Here is a 21,201-nt window from a genome sequence, read left to right on the forward strand (position 1 = left end):
GTTCTCGTGTCTGAAGCTCACGAGATCACGCCCGAGGCGGTGGAAGCCGCGGTCCAGGCCGCGCTCGATGCCGTGGCCGCGGCCGGCGACACCGCCGGCCTCAAGGCCGCCCGTTCCGCCCACACCGCCGAGGGATCGCCGCTCGCGCAGCTGAACGCGCGCCTGCGCGATGTCGCGCCCGAGCGCAAGGCCGAGTTCGGAAAGCTCGTCGGTCAGGCTCGCGGTCGCGTGAACCAGGCTTTCGCGGCGCGCGAGGCCGAGCTCGCCGAGGCCGAGACCGCCGCCCGTCTTGAAGCAGAGCGCGTCGACATCACCGCCCTGGCGCAGCGCGCGCGGGTTGGGGCGCGGCATCCGATCTCGCTCCTGCAGGAGCAGGTCGCCGACATCTTCGTCGGCATGGGGTGGGAGATCGCCGAGGGCCCCGAGCTCGAGCACGAGTGGTACAACTTCGACGCCCTGAACTTCGACGTCGACCACCCGGCCCGCCAGATGCAGGACACGTTCTTCGTGGATCCGGTCGACCGTCACCTCGTGATGCGCACCCACACGAGCCCCGTGCAGGTGCGCTCCATGCTCGAGCGCGACCTGCCGATCTACGTCCTGTGCCCGGGCCGCGTGTACCGCACCGACGAGTTCGATGCGACGCACCTGCCCGTGTTCACCCAGTTCGAGGGTCTCGTCATCGACAAGGGCATCACGATGGCCCACCTCAAGGGGACCCTCGACCACGCCGCCAAGGTGCTCTTCGGGCCCGAGGCGAAGACGCGCTTCCGCGCCAACTACTTCCCCTTCACCGAGCCGTCCGCCGAGCTCGACCTCTGGCACCCCACCTTCAAGGGCGGCGCGCGCTGGATCGAGTGGGGCGGCTGCGGCATGGTGAACCCCAATGTCCTGCGCGCGGCCGGAATCGACCCCGAGGAGTACTCGGGCTTCGCCTTCGGCATGGGCATCGAGCGGACGCTCATGTTCCGCAGCGACGTGCAGGACATGCGCGACATGGCCGAGGGCGATGTCCGCTTCAGCGAGCAGTTCGGAATGGTGGTCTGATGCGCGTCCCGCTTTCGTGGTTGCGTGAGTACGTCGATGTCGCGGTGGATGCCGCGCCCGAGGACGTCCTCGAGGCGCTCGTGCGCGTCGGGTTCGAAGAGGAGGACGTGCACCGCTTCGACCTCCAGGGCCCGATCGTCGTCGGCGAGGTGCTCGAGTTCGTCGAAGAGCCGCAGTCCAACGGCAAGACGATCCGCTGGTGCCAGGTGCGGGTCGCGCCCGACGGACAGCGCGCCGCCGACGGCGGCGACGCCGTCCACGGCGTAGTGTGCGGCGCCCGCAACTTCTTCGCCGGCGACAAGGTCGTGGTGACGCTTCCCGGCGCCGTGCTGCCCGGACCGTTCCCGATCGCCGCCCGCAAGACCTACGGGCATGTGTCGGACGGCATGATCGCGTCGGCCAAGGAGCTGGGGCTGGGCGAGGAGCACAACGGCATCCTGCGCCTGGTGGAGCTCGGCATCGACGCTCCTGTCGGCACCGATGCGATCGCACTGCTCGGCCTCGACGACGTCGCCGTCGACATCAACGTCACGCCCGACCGCGGGTACGCGCTGTCGATCCGCGGCGTGGCCCGCGAGTACTCGCACGCGACGGGGGCGGCGTTCCGCGATCCCGCCGCGCGCGAGTGGGACGACGTGGCACCGGGCGCGGGGTTCCCGCTCGCCGTCGACGACCGGGCCCCGATCCGCGGGCGGGTCGGCGCGAGCGAGTTCGTCGCGCGCGTCGTGCGCGACGTCGATCCGACCAAGCCCACTCCGGCCTGGATGGTCGCGCGGCTCACGCTCGCCGGCATCCGGTCGCTCGGCATCCTCATCGACATCACCAACTACGTGATGATCGAGCTCGGCCAGCCCATCCACGGCTACGACCTCGACAAGCTGCAGGGCGGCATCACGGTCCGTCGAGCGACGCCGGGCGAGACCCTCGAGACGCTCGACGGCAAGGTGCGCACGCTCGATCCCGAAGACCTGCTCATCACGGACGAGTCCGGCCCCATCGGTCTCGCGGGCGTCATGGGCGGCGGAACGACCGAGATGAGCGGATCCACCCGCAACGTGCTCATCGAGGCGGCCACCTTCGACACGGTGTCGATCGCGCGCACGGCGCGTCGCCACAAGCTGCCCAGCGAGGCGTCCCGTCGCTTCGAGCGCGGCGTCGACCCGCTCGTGCCGTTCGCGGCGGCCCGTCGCGTCGCCGACCTGATGGTCGAGTACGCCGGCGGAACCAGCGACGACAAGTTCGGCGGCGCCCTGTTCGCCGAGGTCCTCATGGCGGGCATCGAGCTGCCGCCGCTGTTCGTGCAGCACCTGATTGGGGTCGACTACACGCCCGAGCAGGTCGAGAACGCGCTGCGGCTCATCGGCTGCGAGGTCGTCGAGGCCGAGGACGACGCCGCCGGCTGGTACGTCATCCCGCCGTCGTGGCGTCCCGACCTCACAGACAAGTGGACGCTCGCCGAGGAGGTCGCCCGCATCGAAGGGTACGACCGCATCCCGTCGGTGCTGCCCACGCCGCCGTCCGGCCGTGGCCTGACCTCGGCTCAGCAGGGCCGCCGACGCGTGGCGAACGCGCTGGCGTCGGCGGGCTACGTCGAGACGCCGTCGTTCGCGTTCACCACCGACGACCTCAACGACCTGCACGGCTCGGCGTCGGGCGAGAAGCTGCCCAGCATCAAGCTGGCGAACCCGCTCGACGGTCAGGCGCCCTTCCTGCGGCGCTCGCTCGTCCCCGGTCTGCTGCAGGTCGCGCACCGCAACGTCTCGCGAGGCTTGACCGATCTGGCGCTGTTCGAGACCGGTGTCGTCTTCCTTCCCGAGCCGGGGGTGCGCTACGGCACCTCGCACGTGCCCCCGCTGGCCGTCCGTCCGGACGCCGCGATGCTCGCCGAGCTCGACGCGTCGATTCCGGCGCAGCCGCGGTTCGTGGCGGTCCTGCTCGCTGGAAACACGGTCGCCAAGCAGCCCGGCACCGCACCGGTCGCCGCGGATCTCGCGGACGCGCTCGACGCCGTGCGCGCCATCGCGGCCGCAGCGGGCGTCACGATCGACGTGGCACAGGGGCAGCGCGCAGCGCTGCACCCGGGACGCACCGGCGTGCTGTCGGTCGGCGAGACCGAGGTCGGCTACGTCGGGGAGCTGCTGCCCGCCCTGGCCGAGGCATCCGATCTTCCCGGCCGCGTCATCGTCGCCGAGCTCGACCTCGACCTGGTGCTCTCGCTCGCTGGTGAGAAGGTCGTCGCCGCGTCGCTGTCGGGGTTCCCGGCCGCCACGCAGGACGTCTCGCTCGTCGTGGGCGCGGACGTGCCGGCCGCCGAGGTGCGTGCGGCACTGCGCAGCGGGGCGGGCGAGCTGCTCGAGTCGCTGCGACTCGTCGACGACTACCGCGGTCAGGGTGTGCCGGAGGGCGCGAAGAGCCTGACGTTCGCGCTGCGCTTCCGGGCCGAGGATCGCACCCTCACCGCCGCCGAGGCCACCGAGGCGAAGCTCGCCGGCGTGGCCGCGGCGGCCGAGCGGTTCGGCGCGACGCTCCGCGAGTAGGCGGCCGGCGGTGCGCCCGGCGGAGCATCGTGATTGGGTGGAGCCATGACCGACGTGCTGGTGCTGGGCGGAACCGGATGGCTGAGCGGGCGCATCGCGGCGCGATGGGCGGATGCCGGAGCCCGCGTGACCTGTCTCGCACGAGGCGGTCGCGAGGCTCCGTACGGCACGACCCTCGTCGTCGGCGATCGCGACGAGCCCGGGGCGTATGACGACGTCGCGGCGCGCGAGTGGGATGAGGTCGTCGACATCTCCTCCAATCCGGTGCACGTCGCCGCCGCCCTGGACACGCTCGGGGACCGGGTCAAGCACTGGACCTACATCTCCACCATCTCGGTGTACGCGGAGAACGACACCCCGGGCGCCGACGAGACGGCCGAGGTGCTCACGCCCCCGGGACCCGATGAGGAAGAGGACTACGGGCGTGCGAAGGCGCGAGCCGAGGCATCCGTCCGCTCCGCCCTCGGATTCCGCGCGGCCGTGATCCGTCCGGGGCTCATCGTCGGACCCGGCGATCCCACCGACCGGTTCGGGTACTGGGTCGGGCGCTTCGCGCTCGCCGGGCGTCAGGCCGTGCTGGTGCCCGAACCCGAGGGGCGCGGCGTCCAGGTCATCGACGTCGACGACCTCGCCGCATTCGTGCAGGCCGTCGGCGCCGAGCGATGGACCGGCGTCGCCAACGCCGTCGGCGACACGGTCGAGTTCGGCCGCTTCGTGGACCTCGCGCGCGAGGTCGCCGGTCACGACGGGCCCGTGGTCGCCGCGACGGACGAGTGGCTCGAGTCCCGACACGTCGCCTACTGGGCCGGCGCCCGGTCGCTTCCGCTGTGGCTCCCCAAGGACGTGCCGGGGTTCTGGACCCGCTCGAACGCCGCGTACAGCCTGCTCGGCGGGCAGCTCCGGCCGCTGCGCGAGACGCTGCGGCGCACGCTCGAGGACGAACGGGAGCGCGGGCTGGATCGTGACCGCCGCGCCGGGCTGACGCGCGACGACGAGCTCGCCCTGATCGCCGAGCTCTGAGCGCCGCCCGCGTCGCGGGATGACGGAGCCGATTTGCGGATGCCGCGGCCCGGCCGCTATCGTCGGCGCATGCCTTCGGCCGCCCAGGGACTCTCGACGCTCGTTCCGAGCGTCGTTCCCGCGCGCCGACGCCGTCTGGGCGACCGCCGACTCTAGGCGACCCCTGCGCACCTTCTGAGGAGGGGCTGCGGGCGTCGCCGTCTCAGGCCCCCGTCCCCAGACTCTAAGGTGGAATCCATGACATATTCGGTCGCCGTCTCCGGCGCATCCGGCTATGCGGGCGGCGAGATCCTGCGGATCCTCGCCGCGCATCCCGAGGTCGAGATCCGCACAGTGACCGCGCATTCGAACGCGGGACAGCCGCTCATCCAGCACCAGCCGCATCTGCGCTCGCTCGCGCACCTCACGCTGTCCGAGACCACGCCGGACGTGCTCGCCGGCCACGACATCGTCTTCCTGGCGCTGCCGCACGGTCAGTCGGGGCAGTACACCGACGCCCTCGGCGCCACCCCGCTCGTGATCGACGCCGGCGCCGACCACCGGCTCGAGTCCGTCGCCGACTGGGACAGCTTCTACGGCGGCGACTTCCACGATCCGTGGGTCTACGGCGTTCCCGAGCTTCCGGTCGGGGACTCGAAGCAGCGTGACCGGCTGGTCGGGGCATCCCGGATCGCCGCCCCCGGCTGCAACGCGTCGACCGTGAGCCTGAGTCTCGCGCCCGGCGTCGCCGCCGGAGTGATCGATCCCGGCGACATCGTCACGGTGCTCGCCGTCGGACCCTCGGGCGCGGGGAAGGCGCTCAAGTCCAATCTGCTGGCCAGCGAGATCCTCGGCTCAGCTAACCCGTACGCCGTCGGCGGTTCGCACCGGCACATCCCGGAGATCCGTCAGGCGCTCGCGGCCGCGGGAACAGGTCCCGCCGGCATCCGCATCTCGTTCACGCCCGTGCTCGTGCCCATGTCGCGGGGCATCCTCGCCACCTCGACGGCCCCGATCGCGAACGATGCGACGGATGCCGAGATCCGGGCGGCCTGGGAGAGCGCGTACGGCGACGAGACCTTCGTGCAGCTGCTGCCCGCGGGTGAGTTCCCCCGCACCGCCGACGTGCTCGGTGCCAACACGGCCCTCATGGGCCTGGCGATCGACCGCGCGGCGAACCGCGTCGTCGTCGTGACGGCCGTCGACAATCTCGTCAAGGGCACGGCCGGAGCCGCCGTGCAGTCCATGAACATCGCGCTGGGCCTTCCCGAGGGCACCGCGCTGAGCATCAACGGGGTAGCACCGTGAGCGTCACCGCACCGCAGGGATTCGAGGCGGCCGGCGTCGCCGTCGGACTGAAGTCGACCGGCAAGCCCGACGTGGCGGTCGTCGTCAATCGCGGCCCGCTCAAGGTCGGCGCGGCCGTCTTCACCTCGAATCGTGCCAAGGCCAACCCGATCATCTGGTCGCAGCAGGTCGTCGCGGACGGCGTGGTCGAGGCGATCGTGCTGAACTCCGGCGGCGCCAACTGCTTCACCGGATCGTTCGGGTTCCAGACCACCCACCAGACCGCCGAGAAGGCCGCCGAGCTGCTCGGCGTAAGCGCCGGAGACGTCCTCATCTGCTCGACGGGCCTCATCGGCACCGGCGACGACGCCTTCCGGGCCAAGGTGCTCGCGGGCACCGAACAGGGCATCGCCGAGCTCTCCGCGGACGGCGGGGAGGCGGCATCCCTGGCCATCATGACCACCGACTCGCGGCCGAAACGCGCCGTCGTCTCGCGCGACGGCTGGTCCATCGGCGGCATGGCGAAGGGAGCCGGGATGCTGGCGCCCGGACTCGCGACGATGCTCGTGGTCATCACGACCGACGCCGTGATCGATGCCGCGCAGGCCGACGCCGCGCTCCGGAGCGCGACCGGCCGCACCTTCGACCGGCTCGACTCGGACGGGTGCATGTCGACGAACGACCAGGTGACGCTCATGGTGAGCGGCGCCTCGGGCATCGCCCCCGACCCGGACGATTTCGCCGCGGCGCTCGCCGAGGTGAGCCGGGATCTCGCGAAGCAGCTGCAGGGCGACGCCGAGGGCGCGAGCCACGACATCACGATCGAGGTGCGGAACGCGGCATCCGAGTCCGACGCGGTTGAAGTGGGCCGCTCGGTGGCGCGCAACAACCTCTTCAAGGCCGCGATCTTCGGCAACGACCCCAACTGGGGGAGGGTGCTCGCCGCGATCGGCACGACGCAGGCGGCCTTCGACCCGTACGACGTGGACGTCTGGATGAACGGCGTCCGCGTGTGCACGGCGGGCGGTCCCGACGCGCCGCGCGAGGACGTCGACCTCACGCCGCGGGCGACGGATCTCGTCATCGACCTCAAGGTCGGCGACTCCACCGCCACGATCCTCACGAACGACCTCACGCACGACTACGTCCACGAGAACAGCGCGTACTCCTCATGACCGAGATCCAGGACACCGATCCCGCCGAAGCCAGCGTCAAGGCCGCCACCCTCATCGAGTCGCTGCCCTGGCTTCGGCAGTTCAGCGACCAGATCGTCGTGATCAAGTACGGCGGCAACGCCATGGTCTCGGAAGAGCTGCAGGATGCCTTCGCGGCCGACATCGCCTACCTCCGCTATGTCGGGGTGAAGCCCGTCGTCGTGCACGGCGGCGGCCCGCAGATCTCGTCGATGCTCGACCGTCTCGCGATCCCGAGCGAGTTCAAGGGCGGCTACCGGGTCACCTCGACCGAGGCGATCTCGGTCGTCCGCATGGTGCTCACCGGGCAGATCAACCCGCAGCTCGTCGCCAAGATCAACGCGCACGGCCCGCATGCGGCGGGCCTGAGCGGCGAGGACGCCGGGCTGTTCGGAGGCCGCCGTCGCGGCGTGGTCATCGAGGGCGTGGAGCACGACCTCGGCCGGGTCGGCGACGTCGTACAGGTCGATCCGCAGCCCGTGCTCGACCAGCTGGCCGCCGGCCGGATCCCGGTCGTCTCGAGCATCGCGCCGGACCTCGACCACCCCGGACACTCGCTGAACGTGAATGCGGATGCCGCGGCATCCGCTCTCGCCGTCGCCCTGGGCGCCGCGAAGCTGGTCGTCCTCACCGACGTGGCGGGGCTGTACGCCGACTGGCCCAATCGCGACTCGCTCGTCTCGCACCTGACCTCGGCCGAGCTCACGGCGATGCTGCCGACGCTCGAGTCGGGCATGATCCCGAAGATGCAGGCCTGCCTGGAAGCCGTCGAGGGCGGCGTGCCGACGGCCGCGATCATCGACGGGCGGGTGCCGCACTCGGTGCTCGTGGAGATCTTCACCAGCAAGGGAATCGGAACAGAGGTGGTGCTGTGATGGCGTGGCAGGATGACGCGGGGCGCGACCTGGTCCGCAGCTTCGGCGAGCGGATGGCGATGCTCGTCCGCGGCGAGGGCTCGTACCTGTGGGATGCCGACGGCAAGCGCTACCTCGACTTCCTCGCGGGGATCGCGGTCGACTCGCTCGGCCACGCGCATCCGGTGTTCGTCGAGGCGATCGCGACGCAGGCCGCGACGCTCGCGCACGTGTCCAACTACTTCGCGACTCCGCCGCAGCTCGAGCTCGCGGCGCGCCTGAAGCGTCTGGCGGGCACGGGGGAGAGCGGCCGGGTGTACTTCGGCAACTCCGGCGCCGAGGCGAACGAGGCGGCCTTCAAGCTGGCGCGCCTGCACGGCGGAGCGGATCGTCCGCGCATCCTCGCGCTGAAGGACGCCTTCCACGGCCGGACCATGGGCACGCTCGCCCTCACCGGCAAGCCCTGGATGCAGGAGCCGTTCCTGCCGATGACGCCGGGGGTCGAGTTCATCGACTCCTCGGTCGAGGCACTCGAGGCGGCGATGGACGACCGCGTCGCGGCGCTGTTCGTCGAGCCGGTCAAGGGCGAGGCCGGCGTCATCGACCTGCCCGAGGGATTCCTGCAGGCCGCGCGCGAGATCACCCGCAGCCACGGCGCGCTGCTCATCGTGGACGAGATCCAGACCGGCGCCGGGCGCACCGGGGAGTGGTTCGCGTTCCAGCACGCCGGCATCGTGCCGGACGCCATCACCGTGGCCAAGGGCATGGGCGGCGGCTTCCCGATCGGCGCCATGATCACCTTCGGCGCGGCGAGCGACCTGTTCTATCCCGGGACCCACGGCTCGACGTTCGGCGGCAACGCCCTCGGCACCGCGGTGGCGGGCGCCGTGCTCGGCGAGATCGAGCGCGCCGGACTGGTCGAGAACGCGGCTGAGCGCGGGGAGCAGCTCCGTACGGCGATCCTCGGCATCGACTCCGACCTCATCGGCGGCGTGCGAGGCCGCGGCCTGCTGCTCGGCGTCGCGCTGACCCACCCGATCGCGAAGGCGGTGGTCGCGGCGGCTCAGGAGCACGGCCTGATCATCAACGCGCCCAATGACGAGACGATCCGCCTCGTCCCCGCCCTCACGATCGGCGATGTCGAGATCGACGAGTTCGTGTCGCTGTTCGCGCACGCGCTGAGCACCGTCGCGGACGCCCTGCTGCTCGAGAACACGACGGAGGTCCACGCATGACCCGCCACCTGCTGCGCGACGATGATCTGACCCAGGCCGAGCAGGACGAGATCCTCGATCTCGCGATGGCTCTGAAGAAGGACCGCTGGAAGCTGAAGACCCTCGAAGGCCCGCAGACGGTCGCGGTCATCTTCGACAAGTCGTCCACGCGCACGCGGGTGTCCTTCGCTGTCGGGATCGCCGACCTCGGCGGTTCTCCGCTGATCATCTCGACGGCCAACAGCCAGCTCGGCGGCAAGGAGACGCCCGCCGACACCGCCCGCGTGCTGGAGCGCCAGGTCGCCGCCATCGTCTGGCGCACCTACGCTCAGGCCGGCCTCGAGGAGATGGCCCAGGGCACGCGGGTGCCGGTCATCAACGCGCTCAGCGACGACTTCCACCCGTGCCAGCTGCTGGCCGATCTCCTCACCATCAAGGAGCACAAGGGGGACCTGAAGGGCCTCACCCTGGCGTTCTTCGGCGACGGCATGTCGAACATGGCGCATTCGTACGTCCTCGCCGGGGTGACCGCCGGGATGCACGTGCGCGTCGCGTCGCCCGAGGCGTACGCCCCGCGCGACGACGTGATCGCCGACGCCGACCGCCGCGCCGCCGAGACCGGTGGCTCGGTCACGCTCTACACCGACCCGAACGAGGCGGCCGCCGGTGCCGACGTCGTCGTCACCGACACCTGGGTGTCGATGGGCAAGGAAGAGGAGAAGCTCGCGCGTTTGCGCGATCTCGGTGCCTACAAGGTGACGCACGACCTGATGGCGCTGGCCCAGGGCGACGCGATCTTCATCCACTGCCTGCCCGCCGACCGAGGGTACGAGGTCGACGCCGGGGTGATCGACGGTCCGCAGAGCGTCGTCTGGGACGAGGCCGAGAACCGCCTCCACGCCCAGAAGGCGTTGCTGGTGTGGCTGCTGCGCCAGGACTGACCGTCCGTCCGGGATGGCTCGCCTCCCGGTGGACGCGACTCAACGGTCCCCAGCGCATCGCCGGGGTCGACGTGGCGCGCGGCCTCGCCGTGCTGGGGATGTTCGCCGCGCACCTGCTGTGGATCGACGAGCCGTTCCGCTGGCAGGATGCCGGCACCTGGGTCGCCGTCGTCGAAGGGCGCTCGTCGATCCTGTTCGCGACGCTCGCCGGGGTGTCCATCGCCCTCGCGACCGGCGGACGCACCCCTCCGCGGGGGCTCGAGCTGCGCGCGTCGCGCGTGCGGCTGCTCACCCGCGCGGGCCTGCTCTGGGCGATCGGGGTGCTGCTGATCCTCACCGGCGTGCCGGTGTACGTCATCCTGCCGGCCTACGCGCTGCTGTTCCTGCTGGCCGTCCCCCTTCTCCGACTGGGCGCTCGGGCGCTGCTGCTCTCCGCGGGTGCGCTCGCGGTGGTGATGCCGGTGCTGCAGGTCGCCCTCGACGATCTGCCGCTGTGGCGCACCATGGAGGGGAACGCACTGTCGCTGGCGATCGGCTGGCACTACCCGTTCACCACGTGGATCGTCTTCCTCCTCGCGGGGATGGGCGTCGCGCGAGCGGGTATCCGCCGGCTCAGCGTCCAGCTGTGGATGCTCGCGTCCGGCGTCGTCCTCGCCGTCGCCGGATATGGGATCGCCGCCGCGATCGGAGCGCTCGAGGAAGGTCCGCCGGGCTCGTTCGCCGCGGAGCTGTGGACTGCCGCGCCGCACTCGACGGGTCTGCTCGAAGTGGTCGGCTCCGGCGGGTTCGCCCTCGCCGTGATCGCGGCGTGCCTGCTGGCCTGCCGGACCGTCCTGGTGTGGATCGCACTTCCGCTGCGCGCGGTCGGCGCCATGCCGCTGACCGCCTACGTCGGGCAGCTCCTGGTGTGGGCCGTCGTCGCCGCGGCAGTTCTGGGCCGGATCGGCGATCTCGCAGGGTTCCGCGACCTCGAGCCCTTCTGGCCGCTCACGGTGGCGACCGTCGTGGCGTGCACCGCCTGGGCACTGCTCGTCGGTCGTGGTCCGCTGGAGTGGCTCGTGGATCAGAGCTCGCGGCTCGTCGCTCGGGCGGCGGCTGACGGCGACTCACGGCCCGACGCGCACGCCCTGCCTCGGTAGGCTGGTGCGGTGAGCGACACCAAGGGCGACGGGACCAACGAGGGCGCGCTGTGGGGCGCCCGTTTCGCGACGGGACCGTCGCCGGAGCTGGTGGAGCTGAGCAGGTCCACGCACTTCGACTGGGCGCTCGCCCTCTACGACATCGCCGGCTCGCACGCGCACGCCAAGGCGCTCGCCGCCGCCGGCTATCTCACCGCGGACGAGGAGCGGGCCATGCACGACGGCCTCGATGTCCTTGCCCAGAGCATCGCCGACGGCACCCTGCGTCCGGTCGACTCGGACGAAGACGTGCACGGCGCGCTCGAGCAGGCCCTGATCCGTGTCGTGGGCGCCGACCTCGGCGGCAAGCTCCGGGCGGGCCGCAGCCGGAACGACCAGATCGCGACCCTGGTGCGCATGTACCTCCTCGACCACTCCCGCACGATCGCCCGCGAGATCCTCCGCCTCGTCGACGCCCTCGCGGCACAGGCCGAAGCCCACGCTGCCGCGGTGATGCCGGGCCGCACCCACCTGCAGCACGCGCAGCCCGTGCTGCTCGCACACCACCTGCAGGCCCACGCCTGGCCGCTGGTGCGCGACCTCGAGCGCCTGCGCGACTGGTCGGCGCGTGCCGCCGTGTCGCCGTACGGCGGCGGCGCCCTCGCGGGCTCGACGCTCGGACTGGATCCGCAGCTCGTGGCGCGCGAGCTCGGGCTCGACCGCCCCGCCGAGAACTCCATCGACGGCACCGCGTCACGCGACGTGGTCGCGGAGTTCGCCTTCATCGCCGCGATGATCGGCATCGACGTCTCACGGCTGGCCGAGGAGATCATCCTCTGGAACACCCGCGAGTTCGGCTTCGTGACGCTCGACGACGGCTACTCGACCGGCTCGAGCATCATGCCGCAGAAGAAGAACCCCGACATCGCCGAGCTCGCTCGCGGCAAGGCCGGCCGCCTCATCGGCAATCTGACCGGGCTGCTCGCGACGCTCAAGGCTCTCCCGCTCGCCTACAACCGCGACCTGCAGGAGGACAAGGAGCCGGTCTTCGACTCGGTGCGCACGCTCGAGACGGTGCTGCCCGCGTTCGCCGGCATGGTGGCGACGATGACGTTCCACACCGACCGCATGGCCGAGCTGGCGCCGCAGGGGTTCTCGCTCGCCACCGACGTCGCCGAATGGCTGGTCAAGCGCGGGCTCCCGTTCCGGGACGCGCACGAGGTCTCGGGGCACCTGGTCCAGGTGTGCGAGGAGCACGGCATCGAGCTCCACGAGGTCACCGACGAGCAGCTCGCCGAGATCTCGCCCGCGCTCACCCCGGCGGTGCGCGAGGTGCTGACCGTCGAGGGGTCGGTCGCCAGCCGCCTCGGTGCCGGCGGAACCGCGCCCATCCGCGTCGCGGAGCAGCGTGCCGAACTGGTCGCGCGGGTCCAGCAGGCCGCGCACGCGCTCGGGCTCTAGCCGCCCTTCGCCCTTCGCCGGTGCCCGGGACGGCTCACCAGATCGCGAGCCTGACGAGCGCGCCGACGACGCAGGCCCACAGCAGGCTCGCCAGGGTGCCGATGATGAACCGCTCGCGGGCCTCTGCGGCAGCGAGCTCAGAGAACCGCCCGATGCCCTTGACGGCGACGACCACGGCGATCGCCTCAGGGAAGCCCGCGACGATCGCGACGGCGATCCCGAGGCGCTCGAGGTAGCCGATCGTGGTGCCGCCGCGCAGCACCTCGCGGGCCGGGGTGTCCTCGGCGCGCATGCCCGGAGGTGTCGCGGGTCGCAGCAGGATCCCGCCGTTGTCGCCTTCGGGGACACGGCCGTGGGTGGCCGCTTCCAGCACGCGCCGTGTCAGCGGACTGCCGCCGAAGACGGCCAGGGCGGTCCCCAGGAGCGCGAGGGGGAGGCCCACGAGGAGCGGAACGTTCGCCGGGATGATGACGACGACGAGCAGGCTGAGCACGACGAGGCCGGCCGCGATGACCAGCAGGACCGCAGAGGACCGGCGCGTGCTCACCACCGTGATGATGAGCGCCGTGCTGAGAGCGACCAGCAGCAGGACCGACAGTGCGATGGGCAGGAGCACAGCGAGGTCGGCCATGCCGATCAGTCTGGCACGCGCATCCGACGCGGCTGGGGAACCGGCCCCGCCTCTGGCGGATCGGCGATCGGCGGCGTACCGTGTCCTGCGGGGACGGTGTTGATCGGCCGTGCGGCAGGTGCCTGGGGAGGCACGTCGCGCTGAAGGCCAGACGCCGTACTCCGGCCCGCCGCATCGAGGCGGGACCGGAAGGGGGAGCAGGGTGCGAGAGTCGCGCGTACGAGCCGGACGTCTGGGAAGCGTGGGGGTGGCGGTCACCGCACTGCTCGCTGCGATGATCGCGGGGGCGGGGCCCGCGTCAGCCGAACACGACGAAGCGCCGAGATCGGCCGGCACCTACCGCGTGCCGTTCGCAAACGGCACCGCTGTCTCGGTCACGGCCGGGCCTCATGAGCACCGTGTCGCCTACGACCTCGACGGCGGCGACGACGCCGAGGTCGTGGCGGCGGCGTCGGGATGGGTCCGCGCGCTCGTCGACGACCGGGCGGCCCCGCTGCGCGCGGCGGACGGCCCGAACGAGAACTTCGTGTGGATCGAGCATCCGAACGGCGAATACACGCGCTACTCGCGGCTCGCCGCCGGAACCGTCGCCGCGACCTGGCGGGAAGGCGACTGGATCGACGCCGGCGAGGTGATCGGCCGCCAGGGCGCGGGCCACATCCACTGGGAGGTCGCCGTCCCCGACGACCGCGACGAGCCGGTCGAGTGGGATCAGCGCGGAATGATCGCCGGTGACGCCGACCGGGTGCTCCCTCGGCTCTGCGACCTGCCGGGTCAGGAGCTCTCGGCCGAGGAGGTCACGGCCGAGGCATGCGACAACGACGCTCCGACGGCCCAGCTCGCGGGAGGCCCGTTCATCGTGGACGAGGGCCAGACGATGAGCTTCGATGCCTCGGGCAGCATCGATCCCGACGGCAGGAACCTGGCGTACCGCTGGGAGCCCGCCGCGCTGGATCTCGCGCCGGTCGCCGAGCCGCGGCTCACCCTGACCGACGACTTCGCCGGGTCGGTCCTGCTGACCGTGTTCGACCCGGTCGAAGCACTGTGGGACGAGGTCTCCCAGGACATCGTCGTGCGCAACGTCCCGCCGGCCGTCGACGTGGTGGTGTCGCCGGGAACCGAGGGCGGCGTCGGGCGTCTGCGCGCCACGGTGACCGACCCGGGTGACGACACCTTCGCCGCCGAGGTGGACTGGGGCGACGGAAGCGCACCGGAGCCGGTCACGATCGCGCAGCTCGCCGCCGGCGTGGAGCATCCCTACGGCGACGACGGCGCGTATCCGGTGATGGTGACCGTGATCGATGACGACGGGGGAGTGGGTGCGCACGCGGTGGCTCTGCAGATCGACAACCGCGACCCCGCGATCACGCTGGATGCGGGCGCAGCAGTGACCTTCCCCGGCGGCGAGTACGCGGTGGTGTCCGCGGGCGACACCCTCGAGGCGAGCGCCTCTGCGACGGACGAGGGCAGCGACGACCTCACGTTCACCTGGTCCTCCGGGCAGTCGCAGACGTCGTACAACGACGCGGTCGGCGCCGACCCGCCGCTGAGCCCGCAGGGCACGCAGCCTGCGACGGGGTCGACCGCGCTCGCCGCGGAGTTCCTCGATCCGGGCGCTGACTCGCTGGGCGTCTCCGTCGTCGATGACGACGGCGGGAGAGCGGATGCCGCGACCGCCGTCATCGTCGTCGGAACGGCCGAGTCGGCGCTCGGCAGAGGCCGGTGGCTGCGCGAGTATTCGGCCGAACGCGGCTCGGAGGTGTCCGCCGTCCAGCTCGGCGGCTACCTGGAGGTCGTCCGCGCCGTGTCGGGCGTGTTCCCCGAGACAGCATCGCTGGGCGGACCGGAGCACGCGCACACGCTGCTGTCGGCGACGCGCAGCGACATGCCCGCCCGCGCGCGTGGTGAGCTGCTGGCGGCCTGGCTGGACGTCGCGAGCGGAGCCGTTCCCTGGGATGCGACGGTCACGCTGCCTTCCGGGGCGAGCGTCGGACTGCTCGACGTGCTGGCGGATGCCGAGCGGGTCATCGCCAGGGACTCCGCCGGCGACGACGAACTGCGCGAGGTGGTGGAGGACCTCGCGCTCGTACGTCAGACGGTGGGGTGAGGTCCGGCTTCCAGCCGCGCGAGCAGCCGCTCCAGGGCCGGGACCGCGCCTTCTTCGGCGCGCAGTCCGGCGTTGCGTGCGCGCAGGCTGACCGCCCCTTCGGTGATGGCGAGCTGAGCCGCGGCTTCGCGCTGAGTCCGGCCCTGTGACAGCAGATCGTGCACCTCCCAGCCCTCGGGAGTGCGGCGATCGCGCAGCTCGACCAGCAGGCGCAGGAAGGCCTCGGCATCCTGCCCCTCGTCTCCCTCCCCGCCCGACAGGGCGACCCGGGTCGGCGCGCGCTTCGCGCGGTCCACGGCGTCGCGTGCGTGCAGGAACGCCGCACCCCGAGCCGCGCGCACCTGGGCGGGAAGCGGCTGCTCGACGGATCCGACGCCGATGCCGACGCTCCACGTCTGCATCCGCGTCAACGCCAGGACGATGCGGAGCGCGGCACCGGCGTCGCCGACGGCGACCTGGAGCTCATCGCCGGCGGTGCGCTCCGGCGCGAGTGCGAGCCCGTCGCCTGCCGCTGTCGCGACCGACGCGAGCGCGGAGGGGATCAGGTCGTCGCTGGTGCGGCTGCCCCGCTGGTCGGCGGTGATCACGAACATCCGGACTCCAAGGCTCAGGCTAAATCTTCTGCAGTTTAGCCTAGGAACTGCATGTGCATAAGCCTCAGGGCTATATTCAGTCGGAGTGAGTCCTCGGGCTCAAGTACTGACCCCCTTACGGATGTCCGAGGGACGTGGAACCGTAGGCACCATGGCAAAGATGGAGCACTTCGAGATCCCGGTCGACGACATCACCCGAGCCCAGGCGTTCTACACCGCCGTGCTCGGGTATCAGTACGAACCGTGGGGGGATGAGATGGGCATGCTGCGGCAGCCCGAGGGCGAGGGGGTCAACGGAGACCTTCACCTGCGAGGCGCCACGCCGCACCCGACCGTCGTCTTCACGGTCGACAAGATCGAGGACACCCTCGCGGCGGCCCTCGCGAGCGGCGGCGAGCAGGTCGGCGCGATCGAGCCGATGGGGGAGACGGCCCGTTACGTGTACCTCAAGGACTCCGAGGGCAACATCATCGGGCTCTACGACGAGATCTCCGCGGCCTGACGCTCCGCGACTTCGCCTCGATACCAGGCGAGCTTGGCATCGAGCCGCGCCTGCTGAGCCCGCAACGCCTCGAGTTCGCGCTGCACCGCGGCGGCGTGCTCCTCCAGCAGCGCGACACGATCGGGCAGGGTTGACTCGTCGCGGCAGAGCTCACCGTAGCGACGGAGCTTCTCGATCGGCATGCCGGTGTCGCGCAGGCATTTCAAGAAGCCCAGCGTGCCCAGGTCCGCCTCGGTGTACAGGCGATGCCCGCCCGCGGTGCGGGCCACCCGCGGGAGGATGCCCTCGCGCTCGTAGTAGCGAAGGGTGTCCAGCGTGAAGCCCGAGCGCTCCGCTGCCTCGGCCGGCGTGAACGTGATCATGGGATCAGAATAGAGCTTGACCTGGAGCGAACTCCAGGTTGCACAGTGGATCCATGACCACTGCGACCTCCACCACGTCCCCGCTCGTCCTCGGCGCGATGATGTTCGGCACCACCGTCGACGAGACCACCTCGTTCGCCATCCTCGACAGGTTCGTCGAGCGCGGCGGCGTCTGGATCGACACCGCCGACTGCTACAGCTTCTGGGCGAGCGAGACCGGGCAGGGCGGCGACAGCGAGCGCCTGCTCGGCCGATGGTTCGCCGCGCGTCCCGGAGTCCGTGACCGCGTGAAGATCGCGACGAAGGTCGGCGCCGAGCCGCTCTGGGCCGGATCGTTCCCCGACCGGCGTGCCGGCCTCTCGCGGCGAGCGGTCGACGCGGCCTTCGCCGGCAGCCTCGAACGGCTCGGGCTTGAGTCGGTGGACCTGCTCTGGCTTCACATGGAGGACCGTGCGACGCCCATCGAGGAGACCGTCGAGGCGCTCGCCGAGCTCACCTCGGCCGGCACGGTCCGCCGGGTCGGGGCATCCAATCACCCCGCCTGGCGCGTGGAGCGCGCCCGCTCGCATGCCCGCCGTCTCGGCGCGACGCCGATCGACGTCCTGCAGCACAACAGCACCTACCTGCGCCCGAGGCCGGGCACGAACCCGACCAACCACCCCTTCGGCGTGCTGAGCGACGAGCAGCGGGACTATGCGCAGGCCCACGGGATCGAGGTGTGGGCCTACACGCCGCTGCTGTCCGGCGCCTACGACAATCCCGCGAAGCCCATCCCCGCGATCTACGATCACCCCGGGACGACGGCGCGGCTGCGCGCTCTCGACGAGATCGCCGCAGAGCTCGGCGCCACACGCGGGCAGACCGTGCTGGCGTGGCACGTCGCCCGCGGCGTGCGGCCCATGCTCGGCGGCAGCAAGCTCGATCAGCTGGAGGCGGCGATGGACGCCGTGCGTCTTCCGCTGTCCGCCGAACAGCTCGCGCGTCTCGACGCGCCGATGTGAGGTCGCGAACAGCCGACCTGCGGGCTGCCGGGCGGGCCGGGGCATCCGGTCGCCGCTGATAGCCTGGCACGCGTGTCGAACAGCCCCGTGAGCACGACCGCCCCCGCCAACGATCCGACGTTCGAGAACGTCTGGGACGAGCTGGTGTGGCGCGGGCTCGTGCATGTGTCCACCGATCAGGAGGCGCTCCGTGCGCTGCTCGCCGGGGACCCGATCACGTACTACTGCGGCTTCGACCCGACCGCGCCGAGCCTGCACCTGGGCAACCTCGTGCAGCTGCTCACCATGCGCCGCCTGCAGCTCGCGGGACACAAGCCTCTCGGGCTCGTGGGCGGGTCGACAGGGCTGGTCGGAGACCCCCGGCCGACGGCCGAGCGCACCCTCAACGAGCGCGAGACCGTCGAGGAGTGGGTCGGCTACCTGCGCGCCCAGGTCGAGCGCTTCCTCAGCTTCGAGGGCGACAACGCCGCCCGCATGGTGAACAACCTCGACTGGACCGCGCCGATGAGCGCCATCGACTTCCTGCGCGAGATCGGCAAGCACTACCGCGTCGGCACGATGATCAAGAAGGACGCGGTCGCCGCACGCCTGAACTCCGACGCCGGCATCAGCTACACCGAGTTCAGCTACCAGATCCTGCAGGGCATGGACTACCTCGAGCTGTACCGCCAGTACGACTGCGTGCTGCAGACCGGCGGCAGCGATCAGTGGGGAAACCTCACCAGCGGGACGGACCTCATCCACAAGGTCGAGGGCGTGCACGTCCACGCGATCGGGACTCCGCTGATCACGAACACCGACGGCACGAAGTTCGGCAAGAGCGAGGGCAACGCGATCTGGCTCGACCCGGCGATGTGCAGCCCGTACCGGATGTACCAGTTCTGGCTCAACACCGACGACGCCGACGTCATCACGCGGCTGAAGGTGTTCACCTTCCTCACGCGCGACGAGATCGAGGAGTACGAGCGGCTGGTCGCGGCGGAGCCCTTCCGGCGCGAGGCGCAGCGACGGCTCGCGCGCGAGGTGACGGCCTACGTGCACGGTGCGGATGCCGCGGCCGCCGTGATCGCCGCGTCCGACGCGCTGTTCGGCCAGGGCGATCTCACCGCGATCGACGCCGCCACGCTGCGCCACGCGCTCGAGGAGCTGCCGAACGCTTCACTTCCGGCCGGAACAAGCGTTCTGCACGCCCTGGTGGAGACCGGCCTGGTCGGCAGTCTCTCCGAGGGGCGCCGGGCCGTCGCGCAGGGCGGCGTGTCCGTCGACGGGATCAAGGTCGATGACGAGTCCGCCGTCGTCTCCGGCGGGCTCGCCGGGGGAGTGTCGGTTCTGAGGCGGGGCAAGAAGACGCTCGCCGGCGTGTTCGTCACGAGCTGACACCGGCGCATGCCGTTCACGCCGAGTCACGCGGTCGTCGCGCTGCCGTTCGTGCGCACGCCGCTGGTGCCCGCGGCCATCGCTGTCGGCGCCATGGCTCCGGACCTCCCGCTGTTCGTGCGGGGTCTTCCGCTGCACTACGGGCGGACCCACGACTTCGCGTGGGTGCCGGCGACGGTGGTGCTCGCGCTCGTGCTCCTGCTGGTGTGGCGTTCGCTGCTGCGGCCGGCGGCGCGCGAGCTGTCGCCGGACTGGCTCGCCGCGCGACTGCCGGGGGAGTGGGATCGCGGTGCGCTCGGCTCGGCGCGCGACACGCTCTCGATCGTCGCGGTGCGCGAGAGCGGGCGGCCGCAGCGCTGGCGGGTCTCGATCCGCGGACTGCTGCTCCTCGTCATCTCGCTGTTCATCGGGGTGCTCAGCCACATCGTGTGGGACCTGTTCACGCACGAGGGCCGGTGGGGAGTGGCGGCCGTGCCGGCGCTCGACGAACACTGGGGGCCGCTGCTGGGCTACAAGTGGCTGCAACACGGCTCGAGCGTGCTCGGGCTCGCCGTTCTCGGGATCTGGGGCATCGTCTGGCTGCTGCGACGACCGGTCGCGTCGCCCGTGCTTCGCGTGTTGCCGCGCGGCGTGCGCTGGGCCTGGTGGGTCTCCCTGCCGGTCGTGTTCGTCATCGCGTGGGTCGGCGGACTCGCGGTCCGCGGTCCGCTCGACGCCGAGTTCACGGCGCAGCATCTCGCCTACCAGGTGCTGCCTCCGGCGTGTGCGATCTGGGCCATCGCGAGCCTCGCGCTGTGCGTGGTGGTGCAGAGCCGTCGCGCAGCCCGTGTGCGCCGCCGCGTAGACGCCTGATCCGGGCGGCGCGGACCCTACGCCTCGCCGGCGTCGGGATCCAGGCCCTCCGTCACTCGGCACCGCGGGTCCTACGTTCGTGCCATGAGCGACACGCAGCGACCGGGTGCCGGGCGATGGGTGCCGGCCGGGGCGGACGTCCAGGAGCTCAGGGATGCGGTCGACGGATGCCGCGGCTGCGAGCTGTGGGAGCGCGCGACGCAGGCGGTGTTCGGTGAAGGAGACGCGCGAGCGCGACTGATGCTCGTCGGCGAGCAGCCGGGCGATCGCGAGGATCTTGCCGGCGAGCCCTTCGTCGGACCCGCCGGGCGTGTGCTCGACGACGCGCTGCGCGCCGCGGGAATCGACCGGACGGAGGTCTACGTCACCAACGCGGTCAAGCACTTCCGCTTCGAGGAGCGTGGGAAGCGGCGCATCCACAAGACGCCCGAGGCCGGACACGTGCGCGCCTGCCGGCCGTGGCTCGAGGCGGAGATGACGGCGATCGATCCCGATGTCGTCGTGTGCCTGGGCACGACCGCCGCCCGTGCCGTGCTCGATCGACCGGTGAAGATCGGCGAGGAGAGGGGAGTGGTCCTCGAGCACGGGGACCTGCGCGTCGTGGTGACGGTCCATCCGTCGGCGGTGGTGCGGCTGCGCGACAGCGCCGAGCGCCAGGCGGGGATGGACGGCCTCGTACACGATCTGCGCGTCGCGAAGGACGCCTCCCGCGGCGACTGACCTTCCGACCTGGGGTTCTTCAGTGCGGCGCGACGAGGTCACCGGGCGCGACACGCCCGGGCTGCGGCCCGGATTGGCCAGGTGACGGGATCTCACGTAACGTTCTTCTTGTTCGCCCCACAGGGAAGCGGAGAGGCCGAGAGCCTTACCCCCCTCAAGCGGCGGACCACCTCCCCGAAATCCACTCCTCGAGTGGTGCGACCTCACAGTCCTTCGGGTAGGACTTCCTCCTCGGAAGAGCGGTCTTCCGCCGCCGCAGAGGGTCTTCGGATCCGAGCAGCGTCGATTTGACCCGCGACTCCGCAGGGGATAAGATAGTGAAGTTGCCCTGCTGGGCTGGTCGTGAGACTGGTTGGTGGGAGCATCCGATCCTTGAGAACTCAACAGCGTGCACTTGTCAAATGC

Annotated in this window: 19 protein-coding genes; 16 read left to right on the plus strand and 3 right to left on the minus strand. The window is 71.3% G+C overall.

Annotation, left to right across the window (positions count from 1 at the left end; all coding sequences use genetic code 11):
* Positions 1 to 6: 6 nt before the first annotated feature.
* The 10 genes from pheS (at position 7) to argH (ending at position 12,651) form a co-directional block, all read left to right on the plus strand.
* Complete coding sequence (gene pheS / locus ASD56_RS15765) at positions 7 to 1,047, plus strand: phenylalanine--tRNA ligase subunit alpha (protein WP_055968072.1); 1,041 nt, start codon at positions 7 to 9, stop codon at positions 1,045 to 1,047.
* The gene (gene pheT, locus ASD56_RS15770; protein ID WP_055968075.1) at positions 1,047 to 3,584 is read left to right on the plus strand and encodes a phenylalanine--tRNA ligase subunit beta; all 2,538 of its coding nucleotides are present in this window, start codon (positions 1,047 to 1,049) and stop codon (positions 3,582 to 3,584) included. The genes pheS and pheT overlap by 1 nt, the downstream gene beginning before the upstream one ends.
* A gap of 45 nt (positions 3,585 to 3,629) precedes the next feature.
* Complete coding sequence (locus ASD56_RS15775) at positions 3,630 to 4,604, plus strand: NAD-dependent epimerase/dehydratase family protein (protein ID WP_055968079.1); 975 nt, start codon at positions 3,630 to 3,632, stop codon at positions 4,602 to 4,604.
* Positions 4,605 to 4,841: 237 nt separating this feature from the next.
* Positions 4,842 to 5,891 (plus strand): N-acetyl-gamma-glutamyl-phosphate reductase, encoded by a 1,050-nt coding sequence (gene argC, locus ASD56_RS15780; protein ID WP_055968081.1) that lies wholly within the window; start codon positions 4,842 to 4,844, stop codon positions 5,889 to 5,891.
* The gene (gene argJ, locus ASD56_RS15785) at positions 5,888 to 7,045 is read left to right on the plus strand and encodes a bifunctional glutamate N-acetyltransferase/amino-acid acetyltransferase ArgJ (protein ID WP_055968083.1); all 1,158 of its coding nucleotides are present in this window, start codon (positions 5,888 to 5,890) and stop codon (positions 7,043 to 7,045) included. The genes argC and argJ overlap by 4 nt, the downstream gene beginning before the upstream one ends.
* Complete coding sequence (gene argB / locus ASD56_RS15790; protein WP_055968085.1) at positions 7,042 to 7,938, plus strand: acetylglutamate kinase; 897 nt, start codon at positions 7,042 to 7,044, stop codon at positions 7,936 to 7,938. Before argJ ends, argB begins: the two co-directional genes overlap by 4 nt.
* Entirely contained in the window at positions 7,938 to 9,152 is a 1,215-nt protein-coding gene (locus tag ASD56_RS15795) for an acetylornithine transaminase (protein WP_055968089.1), read from the plus strand. Before argB ends, ASD56_RS15795 begins: the two co-directional genes overlap by 1 nt.
* Positions 9,149 to 10,072 carry an ornithine carbamoyltransferase gene (argF, locus tag ASD56_RS15800; protein WP_055968091.1) on the plus strand — a complete coding sequence of 308 codons (924 nt, stop codon included), beginning with the start codon at positions 9,149 to 9,151 and terminating at the stop codon, positions 10,070 to 10,072. Before ASD56_RS15795 ends, argF begins: the two co-directional genes overlap by 4 nt.
* Positions 10,051 to 11,211, plus strand: coding sequence for a heparan-alpha-glucosaminide N-acetyltransferase domain-containing protein (locus ASD56_RS15805; RefSeq protein WP_082541531.1), 1,161 nt, complete (start codon positions 10,051 to 10,053; stop codon positions 11,209 to 11,211). Before argF ends, ASD56_RS15805 begins: the two co-directional genes overlap by 22 nt.
* A gap of 9 nt (positions 11,212 to 11,220) precedes the next feature.
* Positions 11,221 to 12,651 carry an argininosuccinate lyase gene (argH, locus tag ASD56_RS15810; protein ID WP_055968092.1) on the plus strand — a complete coding sequence of 477 codons (1,431 nt, stop codon included), beginning with the start codon at positions 11,221 to 11,223 and terminating at the stop codon, positions 12,649 to 12,651.
* A 34-nt stretch (positions 12,652 to 12,685) separates the two neighbouring features.
* Here argH and ASD56_RS15815 read toward each other — a convergent pair whose 3' ends face one another.
* Positions 12,686 to 13,282 (minus strand): hypothetical protein, encoded by a 597-nt coding sequence (locus tag ASD56_RS15815; protein WP_055968094.1) that lies wholly within the window; start codon positions 13,280 to 13,282, stop codon positions 12,686 to 12,688.
* 247 nt (positions 13,283 to 13,529) lie between these two features.
* On the opposite strand from ASD56_RS15815, the gene ASD56_RS15820 reads away from it, so the two are divergent.
* Positions 13,530 to 15,389 carry a M23 family metallopeptidase gene (locus tag ASD56_RS15820; protein WP_055968097.1) on the plus strand — a complete coding sequence of 620 codons (1,860 nt, stop codon included), beginning with the start codon at positions 13,530 to 13,532 and terminating at the stop codon, positions 15,387 to 15,389.
* Here the strand turns inward: ASD56_RS15820 and ASD56_RS15825 are convergent.
* Positions 15,374 to 15,982 (minus strand): hypothetical protein, encoded by a 609-nt coding sequence (locus ASD56_RS15825; protein ID WP_055968100.1) that lies wholly within the window; start codon positions 15,980 to 15,982, stop codon positions 15,374 to 15,376. The two genes, ASD56_RS15820 and ASD56_RS15825, sit on opposite strands and share 16 nt — an antisense overlap.
* A gap of 151 nt (positions 15,983 to 16,133) precedes the next feature.
* Between ASD56_RS15825 and ASD56_RS15830 the strand changes: the two genes are divergently transcribed.
* A complete protein-coding gene (locus ASD56_RS15830) occupies positions 16,134 to 16,484 on the plus strand; it encodes a VOC family protein (RefSeq protein WP_235565745.1) in 351 nt (116 codons plus the stop codon).
* Here ASD56_RS15830 and ASD56_RS15835 read toward each other — a convergent pair.
* Positions 16,460 to 16,846 (minus strand): MerR family transcriptional regulator, encoded by a 387-nt coding sequence (locus ASD56_RS15835; RefSeq protein ID WP_055968108.1) that lies wholly within the window; start codon positions 16,844 to 16,846, stop codon positions 16,460 to 16,462. The genes ASD56_RS15830 and ASD56_RS15835 overlap by 25 nt on opposite strands.
* 53 nt (positions 16,847 to 16,899) lie before the next feature.
* Here ASD56_RS15835 and ASD56_RS15840 point away from each other — a divergent pair, with 53 nt between their 5' ends.
* From ASD56_RS15840 to ASD56_RS15855, 4 genes are all read left to right on the plus strand, one after another.
* Positions 16,900 to 17,847, plus strand: coding sequence for an aldo/keto reductase (locus ASD56_RS15840; RefSeq protein WP_055968111.1), 948 nt, complete (start codon positions 16,900 to 16,902; stop codon positions 17,845 to 17,847).
* A gap of 72 nt (positions 17,848 to 17,919) precedes the next feature.
* A complete protein-coding gene (tyrS, locus tag ASD56_RS15845) occupies positions 17,920 to 19,224 on the plus strand; it encodes a tyrosine--tRNA ligase (RefSeq protein WP_235565746.1) in 1,305 nt (434 codons plus the stop codon).
* A gap of 9 nt (positions 19,225 to 19,233) precedes the next feature.
* A complete protein-coding gene (locus tag ASD56_RS15850) occupies positions 19,234 to 20,076 on the plus strand; it encodes a DUF4184 family protein (protein ID WP_055968116.1) in 843 nt (280 codons plus the stop codon).
* An 84-nt stretch (positions 20,077 to 20,160) separates the two neighbouring features.
* Complete coding sequence (locus ASD56_RS15855) at positions 20,161 to 20,796, plus strand: UdgX family uracil-DNA binding protein (protein ID WP_055968119.1); 636 nt, start codon at positions 20,161 to 20,163, stop codon at positions 20,794 to 20,796.
* Positions 20,797 to 21,201: the final 405 nt, after the last annotated feature.

The organism is Microbacterium sp. Root166, from assembly GCF_001427145.1.
In the GTDB taxonomy this organism is placed as follows: Bacteria; Actinomycetota; Actinomycetes; order Actinomycetales; family Microbacteriaceae; genus Microbacterium.

Coding starts and splice junctions, on each gene's coding strand:
- pheT (WP_055968075.1), top strand. CDS start 1,047: ATGCGCGTCCCGCTTTCGTGGTTGCGTGAGTACGTCGATGTCGCGGTG.
- ASD56_RS15775 (WP_055968079.1), top strand. CDS start 3,630: ATGACCGACGTGCTGGTGCTGGGCGGAACCGGATGGCTGAGCGGGCGC.
- argC (WP_055968081.1), top strand. CDS start 4,842: ATGACATATTCGGTCGCCGTCTCCGGCGCATCCGGCTATGCGGGCGGC.
- argB (WP_055968085.1), top strand. CDS start 7,042: ATGACCGAGATCCAGGACACCGATCCCGCCGAAGCCAGCGTCAAGGCC.
- ASD56_RS15795 (WP_055968089.1), top strand. CDS start 7,938: ATGGCGTGGCAGGATGACGCGGGGCGCGACCTGGTCCGCAGCTTCGGC.
- argF (WP_055968091.1), top strand. CDS start 9,149: ATGACCCGCCACCTGCTGCGCGACGATGATCTGACCCAGGCCGAGCAG.
- ASD56_RS15815 (WP_055968094.1), bottom strand. CDS start 13,282: ATGGCCGACCTCGCTGTGCTCCTGCCCATCGCACTGTCGGTCCTGCTG.
- ASD56_RS15825 (WP_055968100.1), bottom strand. CDS start 15,982: ATGTTCGTGATCACCGCCGACCAGCGGGGCAGCCGCACCAGCGACGAC.
- ASD56_RS15830 (WP_235565745.1), top strand. CDS start 16,134: ATGGCAAAGATGGAGCACTTCGAGATCCCGGTCGACGACATCACCCGA.
- ASD56_RS15835 (WP_055968108.1), bottom strand. CDS start 16,846: ATGATCACGTTCACGCCGGCCGAGGCAGCGGAGCGCTCGGGCTTCACG.
- ASD56_RS15840 (WP_055968111.1), top strand. CDS start 16,900: ATGACCACTGCGACCTCCACCACGTCCCCGCTCGTCCTCGGCGCGATG.
- ASD56_RS15850 (WP_055968116.1), top strand. CDS start 19,234: ATGCCGTTCACGCCGAGTCACGCGGTCGTCGCGCTGCCGTTCGTGCGC.
- ASD56_RS15855 (WP_055968119.1), top strand. CDS start 20,161: ATGAGCGACACGCAGCGACCGGGTGCCGGGCGATGGGTGCCGGCCGGG.